Annotated in this window: 21 protein-coding genes; all 21 read right to left on the bottom strand. The window is 33.0% G+C overall.

From position 1 onward, the window contains the following. Nucleotides 1-69: 69 nt before the first annotated feature. The 21 genes from PP176A_RS03235 to PP176A_RS03135 all read right to left on the bottom strand — a co-directional run bounded on the left by PP176A_RS03235 (nt 70) and on the right by PP176A_RS03135 (nt 17742). Entirely contained in the window at nt 70-897 is an 828-nt protein-coding gene (locus tag PP176A_RS03235; protein WP_071139020.1) for a pyruvate, water dikinase regulatory protein, read from the bottom strand. Between the two features lie 11 nt (nt 898-908). Continuing rightward, on the bottom strand, nt 909-1556 hold the full coding sequence (locus PP176A_RS03230; protein WP_306341338.1) for a helix-turn-helix transcriptional regulator: 648 nt from the start codon (nt 1554-1556) through the stop codon (nt 909-911). Nucleotides 1557-1712: 156 nt separating this feature from the next. Further along, nucleotides 1713-3794, bottom strand: coding sequence for a glycine--tRNA ligase subunit beta (gene glyS / locus PP176A_RS03225; protein WP_071139019.1), 2082 nt, complete (start codon nt 3792-3794; stop codon nt 1713-1715). Continuing rightward, entirely contained in the window at nt 3787-4674 is an 888-nt protein-coding gene (gene glyQ / locus PP176A_RS03220) for a glycine--tRNA ligase subunit alpha (protein WP_071139018.1), read from the bottom strand. The genes glyS and glyQ overlap by 8 nt, the downstream gene beginning before the upstream one ends. A 309-nt stretch (nt 4675-4983) precedes the next feature. After that, nucleotides 4984-5424: a DUF4342 domain-containing protein gene (locus tag PP176A_RS03215; RefSeq protein ID WP_071139017.1), complete on the bottom strand. Its 441-nt coding sequence runs from the start codon at nt 5422-5424 to the stop codon at nt 4984-4986. Then, a complete protein-coding gene (recO, locus tag PP176A_RS03210; protein WP_071139016.1) occupies nt 5425-6186 on the bottom strand; it encodes a DNA repair protein RecO in 762 nt (253 codons plus the stop codon). Nucleotides 6187-6204: 18 nt separating this feature from the next. Further along, the gene (gene era / locus PP176A_RS03205) at nt 6205-7089 is read right to left on the bottom strand and encodes a GTPase Era (protein ID WP_071139156.1); all 885 of its coding nucleotides are present in this window, start codon (nt 7087-7089) and stop codon (nt 6205-6207) included. A gap of 4 nt (nt 7090-7093) precedes the next feature. Beyond that, entirely contained in the window at nt 7094-7501 is a 408-nt protein-coding gene (locus tag PP176A_RS03200) for a cytidine deaminase (protein WP_071139015.1), read from the bottom strand. 10 nt (nt 7502-7511) lie between these two features. Beyond that, entirely contained in the window at nt 7512-8543 is a 1032-nt protein-coding gene (locus PP176A_RS03195; protein WP_071139014.1) for a DUF3048 domain-containing protein, read from the bottom strand. A 12-nt stretch (nt 8544-8555) separates the two neighbouring features. Next, nucleotides 8556-9251, bottom strand: coding sequence for a diacylglycerol kinase (locus PP176A_RS03190; protein ID WP_071139013.1), 696 nt, complete (start codon nt 9249-9251; stop codon nt 8556-8558). Between the two features lie 10 nt (nt 9252-9261). Then, a complete protein-coding gene (ybeY, locus tag PP176A_RS03185; RefSeq protein WP_071139012.1) occupies nt 9262-9726 on the bottom strand; it encodes an rRNA maturation RNase YbeY in 465 nt (154 codons plus the stop codon). Next, entirely contained in the window at nt 9727-11811 is a 2085-nt protein-coding gene (locus PP176A_RS03180) for an HD family phosphohydrolase (protein WP_071139011.1), read from the bottom strand. It lies immediately after the preceding gene. Between the two features lie 21 nt (nt 11812-11832). Further along, nucleotides 11833-12804, bottom strand: coding sequence for a PhoH family protein (locus PP176A_RS03175; RefSeq protein ID WP_114218076.1), 972 nt, complete (start codon nt 12802-12804; stop codon nt 11833-11835). A 12-nt stretch (nt 12805-12816) separates the two neighbouring features. Next, a complete protein-coding gene (gene yqfD / locus PP176A_RS03170) occupies nt 12817-14004 on the bottom strand; it encodes a sporulation protein YqfD (RefSeq protein WP_071139010.1) in 1188 nt (395 codons plus the stop codon). A 10-nt stretch (nt 14005-14014) separates the two neighbouring features. Then, nucleotides 14015-14293, bottom strand: coding sequence for a sporulation protein YqfC (yqfC, locus tag PP176A_RS03165; RefSeq protein WP_071139009.1), 279 nt, complete (start codon nt 14291-14293; stop codon nt 14015-14017). Between the two features lie 112 nt (nt 14294-14405). Further along, nucleotides 14406-14804, bottom strand: a complete 399-nt coding sequence (locus PP176A_RS03160) for a hypothetical protein (RefSeq protein WP_071139008.1) — start codon at nt 14802-14804, stop codon at nt 14406-14408. An 11-nt stretch (nt 14805-14815) separates the two neighbouring features. Beyond that, nucleotides 14816-15802, bottom strand: coding sequence for a flotillin-like protein FloA (floA, locus tag PP176A_RS03155; protein WP_071139007.1), 987 nt, complete (start codon nt 15800-15802; stop codon nt 14816-14818). A 1-nt stretch (nt 15803) separates the two neighbouring features. Continuing rightward, nucleotides 15804-16547 (bottom strand): NfeD family protein, encoded by a 744-nt coding sequence (locus PP176A_RS03150; protein ID WP_071139006.1) that lies wholly within the window; start codon nt 16545-16547, stop codon nt 15804-15806. Between the two features lie 101 nt (nt 16548-16648). Next, entirely contained in the window at nt 16649-17092 is a 444-nt protein-coding gene (locus PP176A_RS03145) for a GatB/YqeY domain-containing protein (RefSeq protein ID WP_071139005.1), read from the bottom strand. 12 nt (nt 17093-17104) lie between these two features. Continuing rightward, nucleotides 17105-17287 (bottom strand): 30S ribosomal protein S21, encoded by a 183-nt coding sequence (gene rpsU, locus PP176A_RS03140; RefSeq protein WP_071139004.1) that lies wholly within the window; start codon nt 17285-17287, stop codon nt 17105-17107. Nucleotides 17288-17397: 110 nt separating this feature from the next. Beyond that, entirely contained in the window at nt 17398-17742 is a 345-nt protein-coding gene (locus tag PP176A_RS03135) for a histidine triad nucleotide-binding protein (protein WP_071139003.1), read from the bottom strand. Nucleotides 17743-17758: the final 16 nt, after the last annotated feature.

Genomic DNA, 17758 nt, shown 5'->3' with positions numbered 1-17758 from the left:
TCTATTATTTATACCATTTTAATGTAAATTTTTTTAAAAAAACAATGAAGTGCTGATTTTTTCAGCACTTCATTGCTCTAATTCTTCTCCAAAATTTTTTCTCATTATATCAATTATAAAGCCTGATGTTTCTTCTACTGCTTTATCGGAAACATTTATTACTTTACATTGAATCATTCCCATTATCCTCTTAGAATATTCAAGTTCTTCTTTTATTCTCTCAAGGTTGGCGTAATTGGCATTATTATTGAGGCCTAAAGTCTTTAATCTTTCCTGGCGAATTTTATTCAATTTTTCCGGATTTGCAATAAGTCCAAATACTCTTCTTGGATCCTTCTCAAATAATTCATCAGGTGGAGGTACTTCAGGAACTAAAGGAACATTTGCAACTTTGAAATTTTTATGAGCCAAATACATACTTAAAGGAGTCTTCGATGTCCTCGAAATTCCAATCAGTACTATATCGGCTTTTTTAATTCCTCTGGTATCTTTTCCATCATCATATCTGACTGCAAATTCCACTGCTTCTACTTTTTTAAAATATTCTGCATCTAACCTACGTATTAATCCCGCTTGTCTTTTCGGATTGTATCCCAATACATCTTCAATAGAATCCAAAACAGGGGTCATCAGATCCACTGCAGGAATATTATTTTCAGCCGATTTTTCCATTACAAATTTTCTTAATCTTTCGATGACAATAGTAAAAATAATAACACTTTTTTCTGATTTCGCTTCATCAATTATTTCATTTATTTGATCCTCGTCATTTATATATGGAAATCTTCTCACTTCATATTTTACCGGACTAAATTGACTTATACTTGCCTTTGCCACCTGCCCCGCCGTCTCTCCTACGGAATCTGACAAGACATACAGAACTATATTATTTTCCATTAATTTTCCTCCTAAATATCCTTTCCCAGTTCAACAAAAATCCTTGTAATTGTTGTCTTAGATATTCTTCCCACAACCTTAAATTTCTTTTCTCCCTTTTCAGTCCTCACTTCTTCAACCACCGGTAAACAGTCTATTTCATGTTCTATTATATTTGACGCCGCTTCCAATATGCTATCATTTGAAAAAGTCACTATGATATTAGGCATTCGAGTCATTATCATTCCTACAGGTATCCTGTTTAAATCAATTCCCCCTATTGCATTTTTTAAAAAATCCTTTCTTGATATTATCCCGGATAAAAATCCGTCGGAAGTAACAAATAATGTTCCAACATCTTCAACCATAAGAGTAACTATAGCATCATATACACTTGTATTTTCATCAACTACCACAGGAACGGATTTCACTTTCGATACTTTGATCTTTTCTATTCTTTCAGATATAAAATTCAACGCAGTTTTCCCCGTATAGAAATACCCGACTTTTGGGCGTGCATCTAATATTCCTGACATAGTAAGTATGGATAAATCAGGTCTTAAAGTAGACCTTGTAAGCTTTAATCTTTTTGCTATTGCCTCCCCAGTTATTGGCTGACTTGTTTTCACGATATCTATTATCTTTTCTTGTCTTTCATTTAATTGGATATAAACCACCACCCATCAAGATACACACCCATTAATATATATAAAAAAGGCTTCTATTAAAATATTAATAAATTAAGGTAGCCTTTTTTGAAATCCATTACGGAAAATATAAACTAAGATAAATTACGATTTTCCCATTGTTTATAAATAAATTTCCGATTTGGAAATTTATTTATAAACAATCTTGGATAAATCACATATAGTAAGCATCGTATCAGAAATACGCTTTATCAGACCCAATCTATTATTCCTTATTTTTTCATCTTCAACCATAACCATAGTATGATCAAAGAAATTATCAATGGGCTCTCTCAAAACACTTAATTGTTCCAAAGCTTTGTCATACTCTTTTTTTCTTAAGAAATTCTTAACATTGTCTTCAATGCTATTAAATTTTTCAAATAATTGTATTTCTTCCTCATCTGTAAACAAATCTCTTTTTACATCCTTAGATACAGCTTTTTCAGCCAAGTTAGAAATTCTGTTAAACGCAAATAGCATTTGTTCAAAATTATCCTTCTTAATCCAGTTATTCAACTTATCTGCCCTAATTCTTAAATCATACACATCGTCAATTCCTGTGCCCAGTACTGCATCCACTATATCATATCTAATTCCCATATCGATAAACATATTTTTAATTCTTCCATTAAAAAATTCTATTATCTCATCTTTAACTTTTTTATAATCAAAGGCCAATCCATTTTCCTCAACATATACATAAAGAGAAAAATCTATTAATTCCTTTAAAGATAAATTAAGTTTTTTATCCAAAATAATGTTTATAATCCCAATTGCTTGTCTTCTCAGGCCGTAAGGATCCTGCGAGCTTGTGGGCTGAACTCCTATAGCAAAACAACCTGATATATTATCAAGTTTATCAGCAATACTTAAAACTGCTCCTGCTGTAGTAGTGGGAAGTTCGTCTCCTGCAAACCTCGGAAGATATTGTTCGTATATTGCCAGGCTTATAATCTCGTTTTCCCCGGAAGAAGCGGCATATTCTTTTCCCATAAATCCCTGGAGCTCTGTAAATTCTCCAACCATTTTAGTTACCAAATCCGCTTTTGAAAGATAACCTGCTCTTTCAATATTTTTCTGAGTTTCATCTCCTACTTCCAGATAATCCCCTATTTTTACGGCTAACTTCTGTATCCTTAAGGTTTTATCATATAAATTCCCCAGTTTTTCTTGATAAACTATTCCCTTTAATTCCCCTACATAACTTTCTAAAGGTTTTTTTACATCCTCTTGGTAAAAGAATTTGGCATCTTCCAGTCTGGCTCCAAGAACTTTCTCATTACCTTTTGCCACCACATCTATATAATCTTCATTTCCATTTCTCACTGTAATGAAATAAGGCAGCAATCTTTTTTTGTCATCGACCACCGGAAAATATCTTTGATGGTCCTTCATTGGAGTGACGATAACTTCTCTTGGTAATCTCAAATATTCTTCCTTTATTTTACCTATCAGAGGAGTAGGGTATTCCACTATGTCGGTAATCTCATCCAACAGTCCTTCATCCGGAAGGATATTGCCTCCTTTTTCTCTTGCTAATCTTTCACAGCCATATTCTATAATCTCTTTTCTCTTATTTCTATCAACTATTACATAATTATCATTAAGTTTGTCAACATATTCATCTACGTTATTGATAACTATAGAACTGCTTCCCAAGAATCTATGACCTCTTGTGATATTAGAAACTTTAATTCCCTCTAAATCAAAGGAAAGAATATTATCATTAAAAATTGATAAAATCCACCTTATAGGTCTTGCAAATCTCAAATTTTTCCCTCCCCATTTCATGGACTTGGGAAAAGTTATTCCTCTTATTATATTTGGAATAGTTTCAATAAGTATTTCCTCTACCGGTCTGCCTTCACTTTTTTTATTCAAATACATGTATTCTTCTCCATTGTATTCTTTTACAAAGGAGTCCTCTATCTTGGCTTTATGTCCTCTAAGAAATCCTTCAAAGGCTTTAGTGGGTTTTCCCTCCTCATCAAAAGAAATTTTCTTTGAAGGCCCCTTAATCAATTCAACGGAATCTTCCTGCCTATCCTTTAATCCTTCCAATACAAAAGATAGTCTTCTTGGAGTAGAATAAAGACTAATTTTTTCAAATTCAATCTTCTTATTCTTAAGCATATTCAATACTTCATCATTAAGTTGATTTAATCCTATCTGTACAAACCTTGCCGGCAGCTCTTCTACTCCTATTTCCAATAGATATTTATTATTCATTTGAATTTCCTCCTTCATTTAGAAAAGGAAAGCCCATTTCTTTTCTCTGTTTTAAATATTGAGAAGCCACCGAATTGGCAAGATTTCTAACTCTGCTCATATAATGAGTTCTTTCGGTAACACTTATAGCTCCCCGAGCATCAAGAATATTAAAAACATGAGAACACTTCAATACATAATCATAACTTGGCAAAACCAATCCCGCTTCCAATATTTTAGTAGCTTCTTTTTCATATATATTGAATAGGTTAAGCAAAGCATCCACATCACCGGATTCAAAACTATAGACAGAATGTTCATATTCTGCAGTCCTGAATAAATCTCCATAGTTTATGTCTTTATTCCATTTGATATCAAATATATTGTCCACATCCTGCAGATACATAGCAATTCTTTCAAGTCCATAGGTTAATTCTGCGGACTCCAATTCACAATCTATGCTTCCTATCTGTTGAAAATATGTAAATTGAGTAATTTCCATTCCATCAAGCCACACCTCCCATCCTAACCCCCATGCTCCAAGAGTAGGCGCTTCCCAATTATCTTCTACAAATCTTATATCATGTTTCAGAGCATCTATCCCCATGGCTTTTAAACTGTCCAGGTATAAATCCTGAACGTTTTCGGGAGATGGCTTTAATATAACTTGTAATTGGTGATGCTGATATACTCTGTTGGGATTTTCTCCATACCTAGCATCTGCCGGCCTTCTGCAAGGCTCTGCATACACAGCTCTCCAAGGTTCAGGCCCCAAAGATTTCAGAAACGTACGCGGATTCATAGTCCCCGCACCCTTCTCTACATCATAGGGCAGCGAAATAAGACAACCTCTTCCCCCCCAATATTCAAGTAATTTCAGTATTAAATCCTGAAAATACATTTTGTTTACCTCCTTAAAATTTAAATTTCATCATATAACAAAGAGCAAAAAAAAACCTTTACATCCCTTTTAGAGACGAAAGGTTACTTCAGCACTCTGATACTAAGCAGAATAAGCCTTCATCCACAGCTAAAGCAGTAGGCTTTCGGCTATGTTACTATAACTCTTACCCACAATAGATTACTAAGAAGTGCCTTTCGTAAACTATTAGGCACCTATTAAATAATTAGGTACTCCTGTAGTTTATAAAATATTCTATGATTAATAATTTAGCAAAAAATCATTAATCTGTCAATAAAAAAACTAAGGTCAGTTATTTTTTAAATTATCTTTTACCTTATCTACTTTCTTTTCTACTTCTTCATTTATATTTACGATCTCTCCGTCTTCTTTTATAATCTCAAAGGTACACTTGGAAAGCAAAGCAACACTTACCCCCAAGATTGCAAGAGGAGGCGAAAGAATAGTTCCTACTGCTCCGGCAGTAACGGGGATATTCATAATTACATTCCCGTCTTTCCTGACAATTATTTTAATTACATTTCCTTTTTTTAATACTTCTTTTATCCTGTCAAGTATCTGTTCTCCCTTACTTGCCACATCTTCTCCTATGGTCTTTTTGTTACTTTCAAGATATATAACAGCTTCTATTACATTTCCATCTTTTAATTCCAATGCTTCCTTAGCTTCCTTAAAACTTACTCCTGTTCTTTCCACTACAGAGTCGATTTTTTCAAGGGTAATTTCCATCTAATTTCCTCCTCTATTTTCAATAGATTTAAATAAATTTAGAGAATTAAAGCTATTTTTTTCAATACTATACAGTATATATTTTACCATAATATCATGTAAAATAAACATTATATCTTTGTTAATTTTAAAATCCGTTAGCTTGTCAAGAGGGGTGTACAACAACAATTTTAAAGTCTTTAACATGGAAAGATTAATACGAAAACCGTTCAAATCCTCATAAACACAATTTCCGCACAATATCCCGCCGGAAATTATACTGAATATCATATCCCTTCCTTCCAATTTTTGTCCACACAGTACACATTTATCTAAATATGGTTTATATCCCAAAAAAGAAATATATTTAATTTCATAAGCCAATATAAACTTTAAATAATCTCCCTTCAAATCTGAAAGAACAGTCAAGCCTTTTAAAAGAAGCTGAAATAATTTTTCGTTTGATTCATCCTCGACTATTGAAGAATCTGCTAATTCCAACATATATGAACCGTAAAAGAGCTTATATATATTTTCTCTTAAAGGATAAAAGGAATTTTTTAAATCTCCCTGATTTATATGATAAAAGTTTTTTCCCTTAAAAAATGAAAAATCACTATAGGAGAAAGGCTGAGTAATACTTATAAGATTATTTTTCGGCCTATAGGCTCCCTTGGCCATGCCATGTACTTTTCCGTATTCTTTTGAAAAAATAGTAACTATCTTGCTTGTTTCTCTGAACCTGATTTCTTTCAGCACTATGCCCTCGGATTTTACAAACATTTATTCACTTCCTATACACTATTGATATCCAAAATATTTAATTTTATTTTCCTTATCCCGCCAATTCTTTTCTACCTTTACCCATAGTTGAAGATTGATCTGGCTGCCCAAAAGTTTTTCAATATCCTCTCTGGCAGATTTCCCTATACCCTTCAATTTTCTTCCGTTTTTCCCTATTACTATTCCTTTATGTGATTCCTTCTCACAATATATCGTAGCATAAACATCAATCAAATTCTTTTCCTTTCTTTCATTAATCATATCAACTGCTACAAATATTCCATGAGGAACTTCTTCATCTAAATAATAAAGAACTTTTTCTCTGATCAGTTCAGAAATTATAAGCCTTTCGGGTTGATCCGTAATCATATCCTCAGGAAAATATTGAGGTCCTTCCTTTAAATATTTTTTAACAGCATCCAGATATGAGGAAACATTTAAATTTTCAGAAGCCGATATTGGAATTATTTCCTGAAAAAGGCCCATTTTATCATAAGTATTGATTATATCCCCTAATTCTTCTTTATTAATTTTATCTATCTTGTTTATAAGAAGAATTTTGGGAGTAGAAATATCCTTTATATCCTTTATTATTTTATCATCAAGAGAGCCGATATATTTACTATCATCAACCATAAATGTAATGATATCCACTTCCTCTAACGTACTCCTTGACATCTTAACCATATATTCTCCCAATTTATTTTTAGGATTGTGTATTCCCGGGGTATCTAAAAAAACAATCTGCAGGTTTTCCTCAGTATAAACGCATTGAATTTTATTTCTTGTTGTTTGAGGCTTATCAGAAATAATAGATACTTTTTCACCCAAGATGGTATTCAATAATGTTGACTTACCGACATTTGGTCTTCCTATAACTGTTACAAATCCTGATTTATACATTTCATCACTCCATCTTTTTATCATTAAACAAATTTTCCGGTCCAAAACTATAGGGGAGGAGTTCTTCCAGTGAATATTCCTTGTACTCCTTCTCCGATTTGGCAACTATAATAATAGCATCTTCTCCGAACTCTTTAATAACTTGTCTGCATACCCCACAGGGATATGTAAATCCCGCGTCTCCCACAATAGCTATTATCTTTATTTTCCTTTGACCGTCAGATACAGCCTTTGATATTGCTGTTCTTTCCGCACATATGGTAGGAGTATATGAAGCAGACTCTATATTACAACCGGTGTATATTTTATTGTCCTCAGTAAGAACCGCAGCTCCGACATGAAAATGAGAATAGGGAGCATAAGCATTTTTTTTAGCTTCAAATGCAAGCCTGATTAATTCCTCTTTTATCAAAAAATCACTCCTATTCTATAGTTATATCCGGATTGGTATTAACAACTTGTATCCATGTAACTCCAGTATTTAAAACAAGTTCTTGGCCTTTTTCATCATAAAAATAAGTTTTGGAACTTCTGTTTTTCTTAGACCAAGTAATATCAACAGTTTCCCCGTTTGTAATATAAATTCCCTTTCCGTTTCCCACTAAATCTATTTCAACTCTCCCTGCATCATCTATAGTTTTAGTTTTAGCCTCTTGTATAATAATATTCTTAGCAGTAATAGGAGAGTTGTCAAATTCGTCAACATGAAGTTTCCCGTCTTTATATCTTATATAATTCTTTTCACCTTCATCATATACATAATTCGTACTGTTATCCTTATTATATTTTATTAAAATATTTTTAGCAATCCTTCCATTTAAATCTGTATCATTCTCATTAAATTTAAATCCTTCAAAATCTCCTTTTTCACGATATCCTCTTTCTATTCCCGTTTTTCTTATTATATCCATATTTGAATATAAATTGTGAGGAGATTTTTTATTAGTCTTAGAATATCTGTAAAAAACTTCATTAGAACTTGTAAGACCATCTATATCTGCAACTTTTAAATTTTTAATATCGTTTTTTGCTTGTTCACTTCCTCCCACCCTTACATATAAAGGATCATATTCTAAAAGAGTTGTAACAAAACAAGGTCTTGAACTTCTTATAGGCCCTAAAAGAACAGGATCATTAATCAAGTATATTGCCATATATCTCGTATAAGGATATTCAACTACCATCTCATATACTATCTCCGCATCCTTCAATCCAGACTGCCACCTAGCGCCGGGATGATTGTCAAACATTACCGCTACAGGTCTCCTGTCAACTTTTTCTTCAGAAGAATATATTCCGCTTAGGGGAGACGGTATTCCATTTTTAACATATTCGTCTTTTTCGGTTTGTTCATCCTTATTGTTTTTCCCAATTTCCGGATCATCTTTGCCACATCCTATCATATTAAAGACCAAAAGGATTATCGTTACTGCTATTAACCAATTTCTTTTCATAAAATATCCCCCTTATGTGATTTGAAATATAATTATACCTATAAAAATCCCCAATATTGCCCCTGAGATTACTTCATAAGGACTATGTATTTTCCCCTCTACTCTGCTTTCTCCCACTAAAACCGCCATGAAATAAGACAAAGCGGAAATCAGTACGTTATCTCCAAGAAAGGAAATCACTGTTGCGCATAAAAAGGAAACAGCAGAATGTCCGCTGACTTTTCCTCCTTGAAACGGCGTACCTGTCTCTGTCTTTGTCTTTATCACCACAATTATAATTATTGTGATTACCAAAGCAATAAAAGTAAGATGTACAGGAGAATTTTTAATTCTTAAAATCAATTTATGAGAATAAGGATTCAATCTGTCAAAAAATAAAAGGTACCCCACTACTATGGAATTTATGGCTGAAATAAGCACTGCACCTGCAGCCACATCTTTGGCTATTTTGGCCAGCCAATTATATTCCTTCGTGATTAAATCCACAGTTGCTTCAACGGCAGTATTTATCAGTTCACATATTATAACTAATGCTATGGTAAAAAACAGCAGAATCATTTCCATTCTGCTTATATTTAAAAATAAACTTATAAATAGTACCAAAATTGCAATAGAAAAATGGATCCTCATATTTCTTTCGGTTTTTAAAGTATGGATGATACCTTGAACAGCATAATTAAAACTACTTATCAGACTCTTTGATTTCATTATATCCACCTTATTCTTCTTTGGTTTCTTTAAATATCCCTAAGGATCTCATTACTTCTTTTTCTTTAGCTCTCATAGTCTTCTTCTCTTCTTCCGTTTCATGATCATATCCCATAAGATGAAACATGCTGTGAGCTGTTAAATATGATATTTCTCTTGAAAAGGAATGTCCGTACTCTTTGGATTGCTGGAATGCCCTGTCTGTGGAGATTACTATATCCCCCAGCATAGGAGTATAAAATCCGTTGCTGTCTTCTTCCATGGGAAAAGAAAGAACATCAGTAACAGCATCCACATTTCTATACTCTTTGTTTAAATTTTTGATTTCTTCATTAGTCACAAAAGAAAGGCTTATTTCATAATTTAAATCTCTGCCTTCTACTACTAAACATTTTTCAATTACATCTTTCAATAAATCTATTGTTTTTTCATCAATTTCTTGAGTATCTTGTCTATTATCAATATATACTTTCATTTACTCCGCTCCTTTAATATCCTTTAATTTTATATCGGGATATTCTATCCTGTCATGAAAAATTCCCAAAAGTATGTTACAAAAAGTATTAGTAATCGTGTTTAGATCCTTAAATGTCAAATCACATTCTCTTAACTGCCCATCATCTAATTTCCCTTTTACTATATTTCTCACCATCTCTTCAATTTTTCCTTTATTAGGTTCCTTTAAGGATCTTACGGCAGCCTCGCAGGAGTCAGCCAGCATCACAATGGCAGCTTCTTTAGTCTGGGGTTTTGGCCCCTTATACCTAAAATCTTGAACCTTTACATTCTTAGGGTCTCCTTCTTTTAATGCCTTATAATAAAAATATGCTACTATAGTATCTCCATGATGCTGAAGTATAATATCCTTTATTTCCTTAGGAATATTATATTTTTCAGCTAAGGCAAGACCGTCCTTCGTATGGTTCGTTATTATCATGGTACTCAATGTGGGATTCAGTTTATCATGGGGATTATCCATCCCTATTTGATTCTCCTTAAAAAAATAAGGCCTTTTAAGTTTTCCCACATCATGATAATAAGCTCCTACTTTTGCTAACAATCCATTTGCTCCTATAGCTTCCGCAGCCCCTTCGCTTAAATTGCCAACCACTATGCTATGATGATAAGTCCCAGGTGCTTCCATAAGAAGCCTTTTCAATAAAGGCTGATTTAAATTTAAAAGTTCCAATAGTTTAAGAGGTGTCAATATCTTAAATACATTTTCCCATATGGGCAAAGTTCCGATCGTAAGTATCGCGCAAAGTATCCCATTTAAAAGCCCATAGCCGCATCTTATAATAATATCTATAACTTCAACTTTCTTAATCAAGGAAAAGGATACAATTGCTAATATATTAACTACACCTATTATCAATCCGCTTAAAAATATATTATATCTTTGAGCAGGTTTCATGGCGCTGAATGCTCCCACACTTCCCCCAATCATAAACATAAACATTATGCTTTCATCAGTCCCCATTACTAACCCGATAAGAAATGAAAGAAGCAAATTAACTATTAAGGCCAACCTGGAGTTTATAACTATTGCTATAAGCATAGCGGCAGTGGCCACCGGCATAATATAAGGGGAGATATTGTTGACTCCCATTGAGATTATTACTGTTAATATTATTATTAATATTAAAATAAACCCCTTGGAAGTATTCAACACATCTTTGTCAAGATAATAAAGGTATATGCCAATTATTCCTTCCATAAGAAGAATTAAAAGCAAAGTTCCCATTATAGTACTAACTTGGAAGTTCCCTTCTTCTTTCAGAAGGTCTGCTTCTTTAATTACATTATAGGCATTTTGACTTACTTTTTCTCCTTTTCTGACTATTATCTGCCCTTCTTTAACTACTATAGGCTCTATTTTTTCAGCCTCTTCAGCTTTTGCCTTCTGAGTTTCTTCGGCATCCAAATATTTGTTGGGTTTCATTGTGTTATTTACAATAGCTATCCCCAGATTCATCTCATCTGTTCCCATATCCAAAGATTTAAATACATCAATTACATTTTGCTTTTCATAATCCAATGCATCTTCTTTTACTCCAAGACTCATTATCTGATTGATTATATCATAAATATTATTTTCCAAAGAATTTAATGTCTTATTATCCATCCTGACTGCTGTTAAATATTCTCTCTGAGACAATTCTATATTTCCTTGATCTTTCACTAAATTTGCTTTCTTGCTTACACTTATATTCTCATAGGACTTAACATCCCTTATAATATTAAAAAAATCTTGTATATCACTTTTCATCTTCATCTGAACTGACGGATTGACTCTGTATACGGGCTCTACGTTGTCCGAAGCTTCCTTCTTCAGCCTTTCCGTAGTAAGCTCGTCTACAACATCCTTAGGAGATCTAATATCATAAGGGGCTGCATCCCCTATAGAAATATTTAATTTTTGGGGTTCTATTTTCCCTATAATTATTAAAAGCATTGGAAAAGTAAATACCATTAGCAATATAATATATGTGATTTTACTACTCTTTAGTGTATTACAAAATATATTTCTTATCGAAATTTTTATGTTTTTCTTTTCCATTGGGATACCTCCCTGTTGACCTTAGTTCTCACTCTTATCAAATTTTTCATAGGCAGATATAATTTTTTGAACTAAAGGATGGCGTACAATATCATTTTTACCGAGATAAACAAACTCCAATCCTTTAATGTCGGTCAGTATCTTAGATGCTATCTTTAATCCGGAAGATTTCCCTTTTGGAAGATCTATCTGAGTAATATCTCCCGTGATTATCGCTTTTGACCCAAATCCCAATCTTGTTAAGAACATCTTCATCTGTTCATTTGTAGTATTCTGAGCTTCATCTAATATCACATAAGCAGAATCAAGAGTTCTTCCTCTCATATAAGCTAAAGGTGCCACTTCTATAAGGCCTTTTTCCACAAACTTACCGTATGTTTCAAATCCCAGAATATCAAATAATGCATCATATATAGGCCTTAGATAAGGATCAACTTTCTCCTGTAAATCTCCCGGCAAAAATCCCAGGCTCTCTCCTGCTTCCACCGCCGGCCTTGTAAGGACTATCCTGTTAACTTCCCCATTCTTAAAAGCATTAACGGCTGTTGCCATGGCCAAATATGTTTTACCCGTACCTGCCGGGCCTATGCCAAATACAATATCATTTTTTCTTATAGAATCGATATATTTTTTCTGCCCTAAAGTTTTAGGCCTTATACTCTTGCCCTGAGCTGTAACACAAATAATATCATCTAACAATTCTTGTATTTTATCTTCATTTCCTTCGTATACCAATTGCATGGCATAAGATAACTCTTGATTGGAAATCTTTCCTTGTTTTTTTAACATCTCGACTAATTTAAACAGCAATTTTTCGGTAAGATCAACTGAAATTTTTTCTCCGATTATTTTCAGTTGCCCTTCTCTTAATAAAATCTCTACATTATATTCCTTTTCAATAACTTTAATATTTTCATCAAACTTTCCGAACAACTCTGGAATAAGAGAATTATTATCTATCGCCAAGCTCTTTTCAACAATTTCTTTGTTCAAATCTTACCCTCCCTAGTAAGTTATAATTTGTTTTTTACCAATATTTTCCATTACCTCTATTATGACTATGGTTGTAAGTTTATCCTCGTTTTCAATATATTTTACATCTTTTGAGACTATTTTTGAATCCTCAGGCAAAACTTTATTTATTTCCTTTACAGCCAATACTTGACAGGATTCTTTTAAGGAATCTACATTTTGTTTGACTTTTTTAATTTCTACTTCCTTATATTTATGAGTAATAATCGATATAGGAAAATTGAAAGGCTCTATAGTAAAAACATTGTTTTCTTCCACTTCTTCTATATATTCCTTAAAAGGAATATCAGCCGAGCCAAATTTAATTATCTTTTTGCCAAATTTATATTCTCTATGTTCATAGGAATTGCCCGTTTCTTCCTTAATTGACTTTTCTATAGGTTCTTCTACGGTATGAGTATACCGTGTAACTGCATATACTTCTCCTTCCGCATGAACAAGCATTTCTCCTTCAAATCTATCATTTTTTATTATTCCTGTTATTAAAATTTGTCCCTTATTTACCACATCCCCTTCCTTGACTACGCTTTTGCCATTTTTTGCAATTACCTTTTTTATTATTCCTTTCTTATCAGCCACAATATTGCATGGTGTATCGTCGCTTATGTTTTCTGGTGGAATATCTTGTTCCTTCACCTCAACAATCAGCTTTGTTCCTTCTATATCTATTGAAACAAAAGAAAATGTATTAATCTTTTCCAAAAGAACATTCTTTGCGTTATCCTCATCTATCTTATATCTTAAAACCCCTTCATATATATTTTCTTCCTTAAGTATATTTTTAATTTTCGTGTCATCAATTTTTTCATTCCCTAAAATTTCAATTTCCCATATAAAGGAGGTTAAAAAAAATATAATTCCTAAAAATATTATAAATCCTATTCCCAGCATCTTCCTCTTTTTCATTTTACCCATTAAAAAAGGTAATCCTCTTTTTTCATAGGCATATACTTTGCATTTCACTTTTCTTACAATATTTCTTAAGGACTTAAAACCTTCTATGCTTACCTTCGCTTCTACTATTGTATAATCAATTCTTCTTATATCCCAAATATATATGTTTTCTTGAGCGACCAAGTTCAGAAACTTCTCTAATGTCAACCCTTCAATTCTAATAATAACATATCCTCTTAAATAATTCCATATCTTAATAGCTAACATGCCCGCACCCCTAACTTAAAAATTCTATATTGTCAATTAATCCTGTCACTATTATTTCTTCTGTCAATATAGTCTTTATTACCAATTCTTCTCCTGTAATTTTAACTACTCCGCTGTTTGTATTAATCCTTATAACGTTTTGAGTGTATTCCACTATCCCTTTATGATTTAACAGGGATAATTCTATATTTCCTATAACTGTAATCTTGGGAAGATCCATGACGATATCTTTCGGTAGTTCCAGTGCTTCGGACATGTTAAGCTTCATATCTTTAATCTTTTCTTTCATTTTTTTAAACCCTCCTCCATACTAAAATTTATGCTCTATTTTTTAAAGGTATTACACAAAAGAAGAGCAGCCTCAGAAGAGAATTCAGATTCTCTTCTAAGACTGCTCTTTGTTATCTCAAACTTTTAGGTTTAGATAAAATCTCCGAAAATATAATTCCCCGGATGACATCTTCCTTAAAATTTCTCCTGCTTAACTTTTCAGTTTTTGTTTCTATTTTAGGTTTTTTCTCTTCCTGTTGCATAACTTCCGCATTTTCGGATTTCTCTATTTCAACCGTACTTTGAGTATACTCTTCTATATCGTTACTTTGAAATTCTTCTTCCTCTTCCACATTTTCCACACTTTTTTGATAATTATCAGTTTCTTTCTTATAAACCTGGTTAGGTATTCTTTTCCTTCTTTGACGATCTAATCTTTCCCTATCGATTTTTTGCTTTTCCTGTGAACTCTTTAGCAATGCGGGAATTATAAAAATAAAAAATGCAAATATCAATGCTTCAAATCCCATTTGCTCACATCCTATTCGTTGGAAGGTTTATCTTCCGTTTGAATTTTTGATATGGCGTTTCTCATTTCCGTATCTGCCAATATATTTTTCATATTATAATAATCCATCACACCTAATTTGCCTTCTTTTAATGCATTGGCAAGAGCCAAAGGTACTTCCGCTTCCGATTCCACTACCTTTGCTTTCATTGACTGAACTTCGGCCTTCATTTCCTGTTCTCTTGCAACGGCCATTGCTCTTCTCTCTTCTGCCTTAGCCTGAGCTATTCTCTTGTCTGCTTCAGCTTGATCTGTCTGCAACTTGGCACCTATATTTCTTCCTATATCCACATCTGCAATATCAATGGAAAGTATCTCAAAAGCAGTACCTGAATCCAACCCTTTCTCAAGAACAGTTTGAGATATGCTATCAGGATTTTCCAGTACATCTTTATGAGAAACAGAACTGCCAACCGTAGTAACTATTCCTTCTCCTACCCTGGCAATTATCGTCTCCTCACCTGCTCCTCCTACCAACCTTTCAATATTAGCTCTAACCGTAACTCTTGCTTTTACCATTACTTCTATTCCATCCTTAGCCACCGCCGAGATTTGAGGAGTTTCTATTACCTTGGGATTTACACTTACCTGTACGGCTTCCAATACATTCCTTCCCGCAAGGTCTATTGCCGCCCCTCTTTCAAATCCAAGGGGTATATTTGCCCTCTCTGCTGCTATTAACGCATCTATTAAAGTGTTCACATTACCTCCTGCAAGATAATGAGCCTCTAACTGATCAACTCCCAAATTTAATCCTGCTTTTGTAGCCTTTATAAGAGGATTTACTATTCTGGAAGGCACTACTCTCCTCAACTTCATTCCTATAAGAGTTCCCATACTTATCTTAACTCCGGAAAAATAGGCTGTTATCCACAATCCAACAGGTATAAAAGTAAAAAACAAAATAACAAAAAGAATAATAATAATCGCTATACTTAACGTAACAACAAATCCTGACATATTACAACCTCCTCACAAATATTTTAGAGCCTTCTACTTTGTATATCTTCACTTGAGCTCCTCTATCAATATAGTTTCCTTCTGAAAGAGCATCTATTCTTGTTCCATCAATTTCAATTATTCCAGATGGACGAAGATCCGTAATTGCCACTCCTTCTTTATCTAAAAGTTGTTCCTGCAAAGATGAACTGTTATATCCTTTTTCTTTCGTAAATTTAGTCTCAAGCACTATTTTATTAAATAAAGGGCTTTTGTATCCTATTTTAATAAATACTACGGCGACTACGACCGTAACCATTAAAGCTACACTTAAACTCATTACAGCACTGGAAATATCTCCGGTAGCCATAATTATCCCTACTGCCAACATAATTATTCCACTGATTCCCGGCAATCCAAACCCCGGAACCATTGCTTCAACAACAAGAAGAATAAGACCTATTATAAAAAAAAGTAAACTTGCCCAATGGGAATTTCCGGCAATAATATTGCCTCCAAAAAATAATCCGAAAAAAACAATGGAAATAACTCCTCCAATTCCAAACCCCGGAGTAAATATTTCTATAACCATTCCTACAAATCCCAATGTTAAAAATAATGTACTTATAAACGGATTAGAAATAATTGAAGCAAGTTTATCTCTGAATCCTTCATTAACATTTGTTGAATATCCTTCACCATAAACAAAAGAACTTATTATCAATAATGCCATAATTATAAAAAATATCATCTTCCATTTTTTCAATTTATCACCTCCAGTTATTTATATTATATTATTACCCAAACAAAATACAATAAAAATATTAAATTTTATCTGAGCATAAATAAACCCAGGTAAAACCTGGGTTATTCCAAATATTTCTTACATATTCTATTTACTTCTTTTCCGTCAGCCTTACCCTTTATCTTAGGCATTACCGACTTCATCACCTTCCCAATATCTTTTATGGATTTTGCTTCAACTTCATCTATAGTTTGTTTAACAACTTTTTCTAATTCCTCTTCCGTCAATTGAGCAGGCAAATATTTCAAAAGAATATTCATTTCTTTTTCTGTAAGATCAACTAAATCTTGCCTTTTACCTCTTTGAAACTCTTCTATAGCTTCCTTTTTTTCTTTCAACTGCTTCGATATTATATCTATTATATCTTCATCTTTCAATTGGATTCTCTCATCTACTTCTCTTTGCTTAACAGCTGCCCTAATCATAGTAATGGTATTTTTTCTTACAACATCTCTATTTCTCATGGAATCTTTAAAGTCTTCCATAAGTTTTTCTTTTAATGACAAAATATCACCCTCTTAAAATCTACCCCTATTCTTCTTTCTAGCCGCTTCTGATTTTTTCTTACGTCTTACACTTGGTTTTTCATAGTGTTCTCTTTTTCTGTATTCAGCTAAAACGCCAGAACGGGCACATTGCCTTTTAAACCTTTTTAGGGCATTATCTAATGATTCATTTTCTCCTACTCTTATCTCTGCCATTTACTTTTCCCTCCCCTCTGCTACACCAAGAGTGCTTATACTTTATAAGTATAAGCGGAATTCGGCACTAATATATTATACATTATTCTTAATACTTCTGCAACAATATTTTAGCCCGGAGGCCATAACATTTCTCTGCCTCCTAATACATGAAAATGAAGATGATCGACACTCTGACCTCCAAATTCTCCGCAATTATTAACTATTCTGTATCCTTTTTCATCCAATAATTTTTCATGAGCAATTTTTTTAATAACAAGAAAAATGTGACTTATTATGGATATATTTTCTTCATTTATATCTTTAATTGAAGAAATATGTTCTTTAGGAATAACTAAAAAGTGTACAGGAGATTGTGGGTTTAAATCATTAAAAGCCACTACTTTATCATCTTCATATATAATATCCGAAGGAACTTCTCCACTCGCTATTTTACAAAATATACAGTTTTTCACCCCGTTCACCTCCCCT

This window comes from Sporanaerobacter sp. PP17-6a (assembly GCF_900095615.1).
GTDB classification, from domain to species: Bacteria; Bacillota; Clostridia; order Tissierellales; family Acidilutibacteraceae; genus Acidilutibacter; species Acidilutibacter cellobiosedens.
The sequence above is the reverse complement of the archived record's forward strand: the minus strand, read 5'-3'. Positions and strand labels throughout refer to the sequence as shown.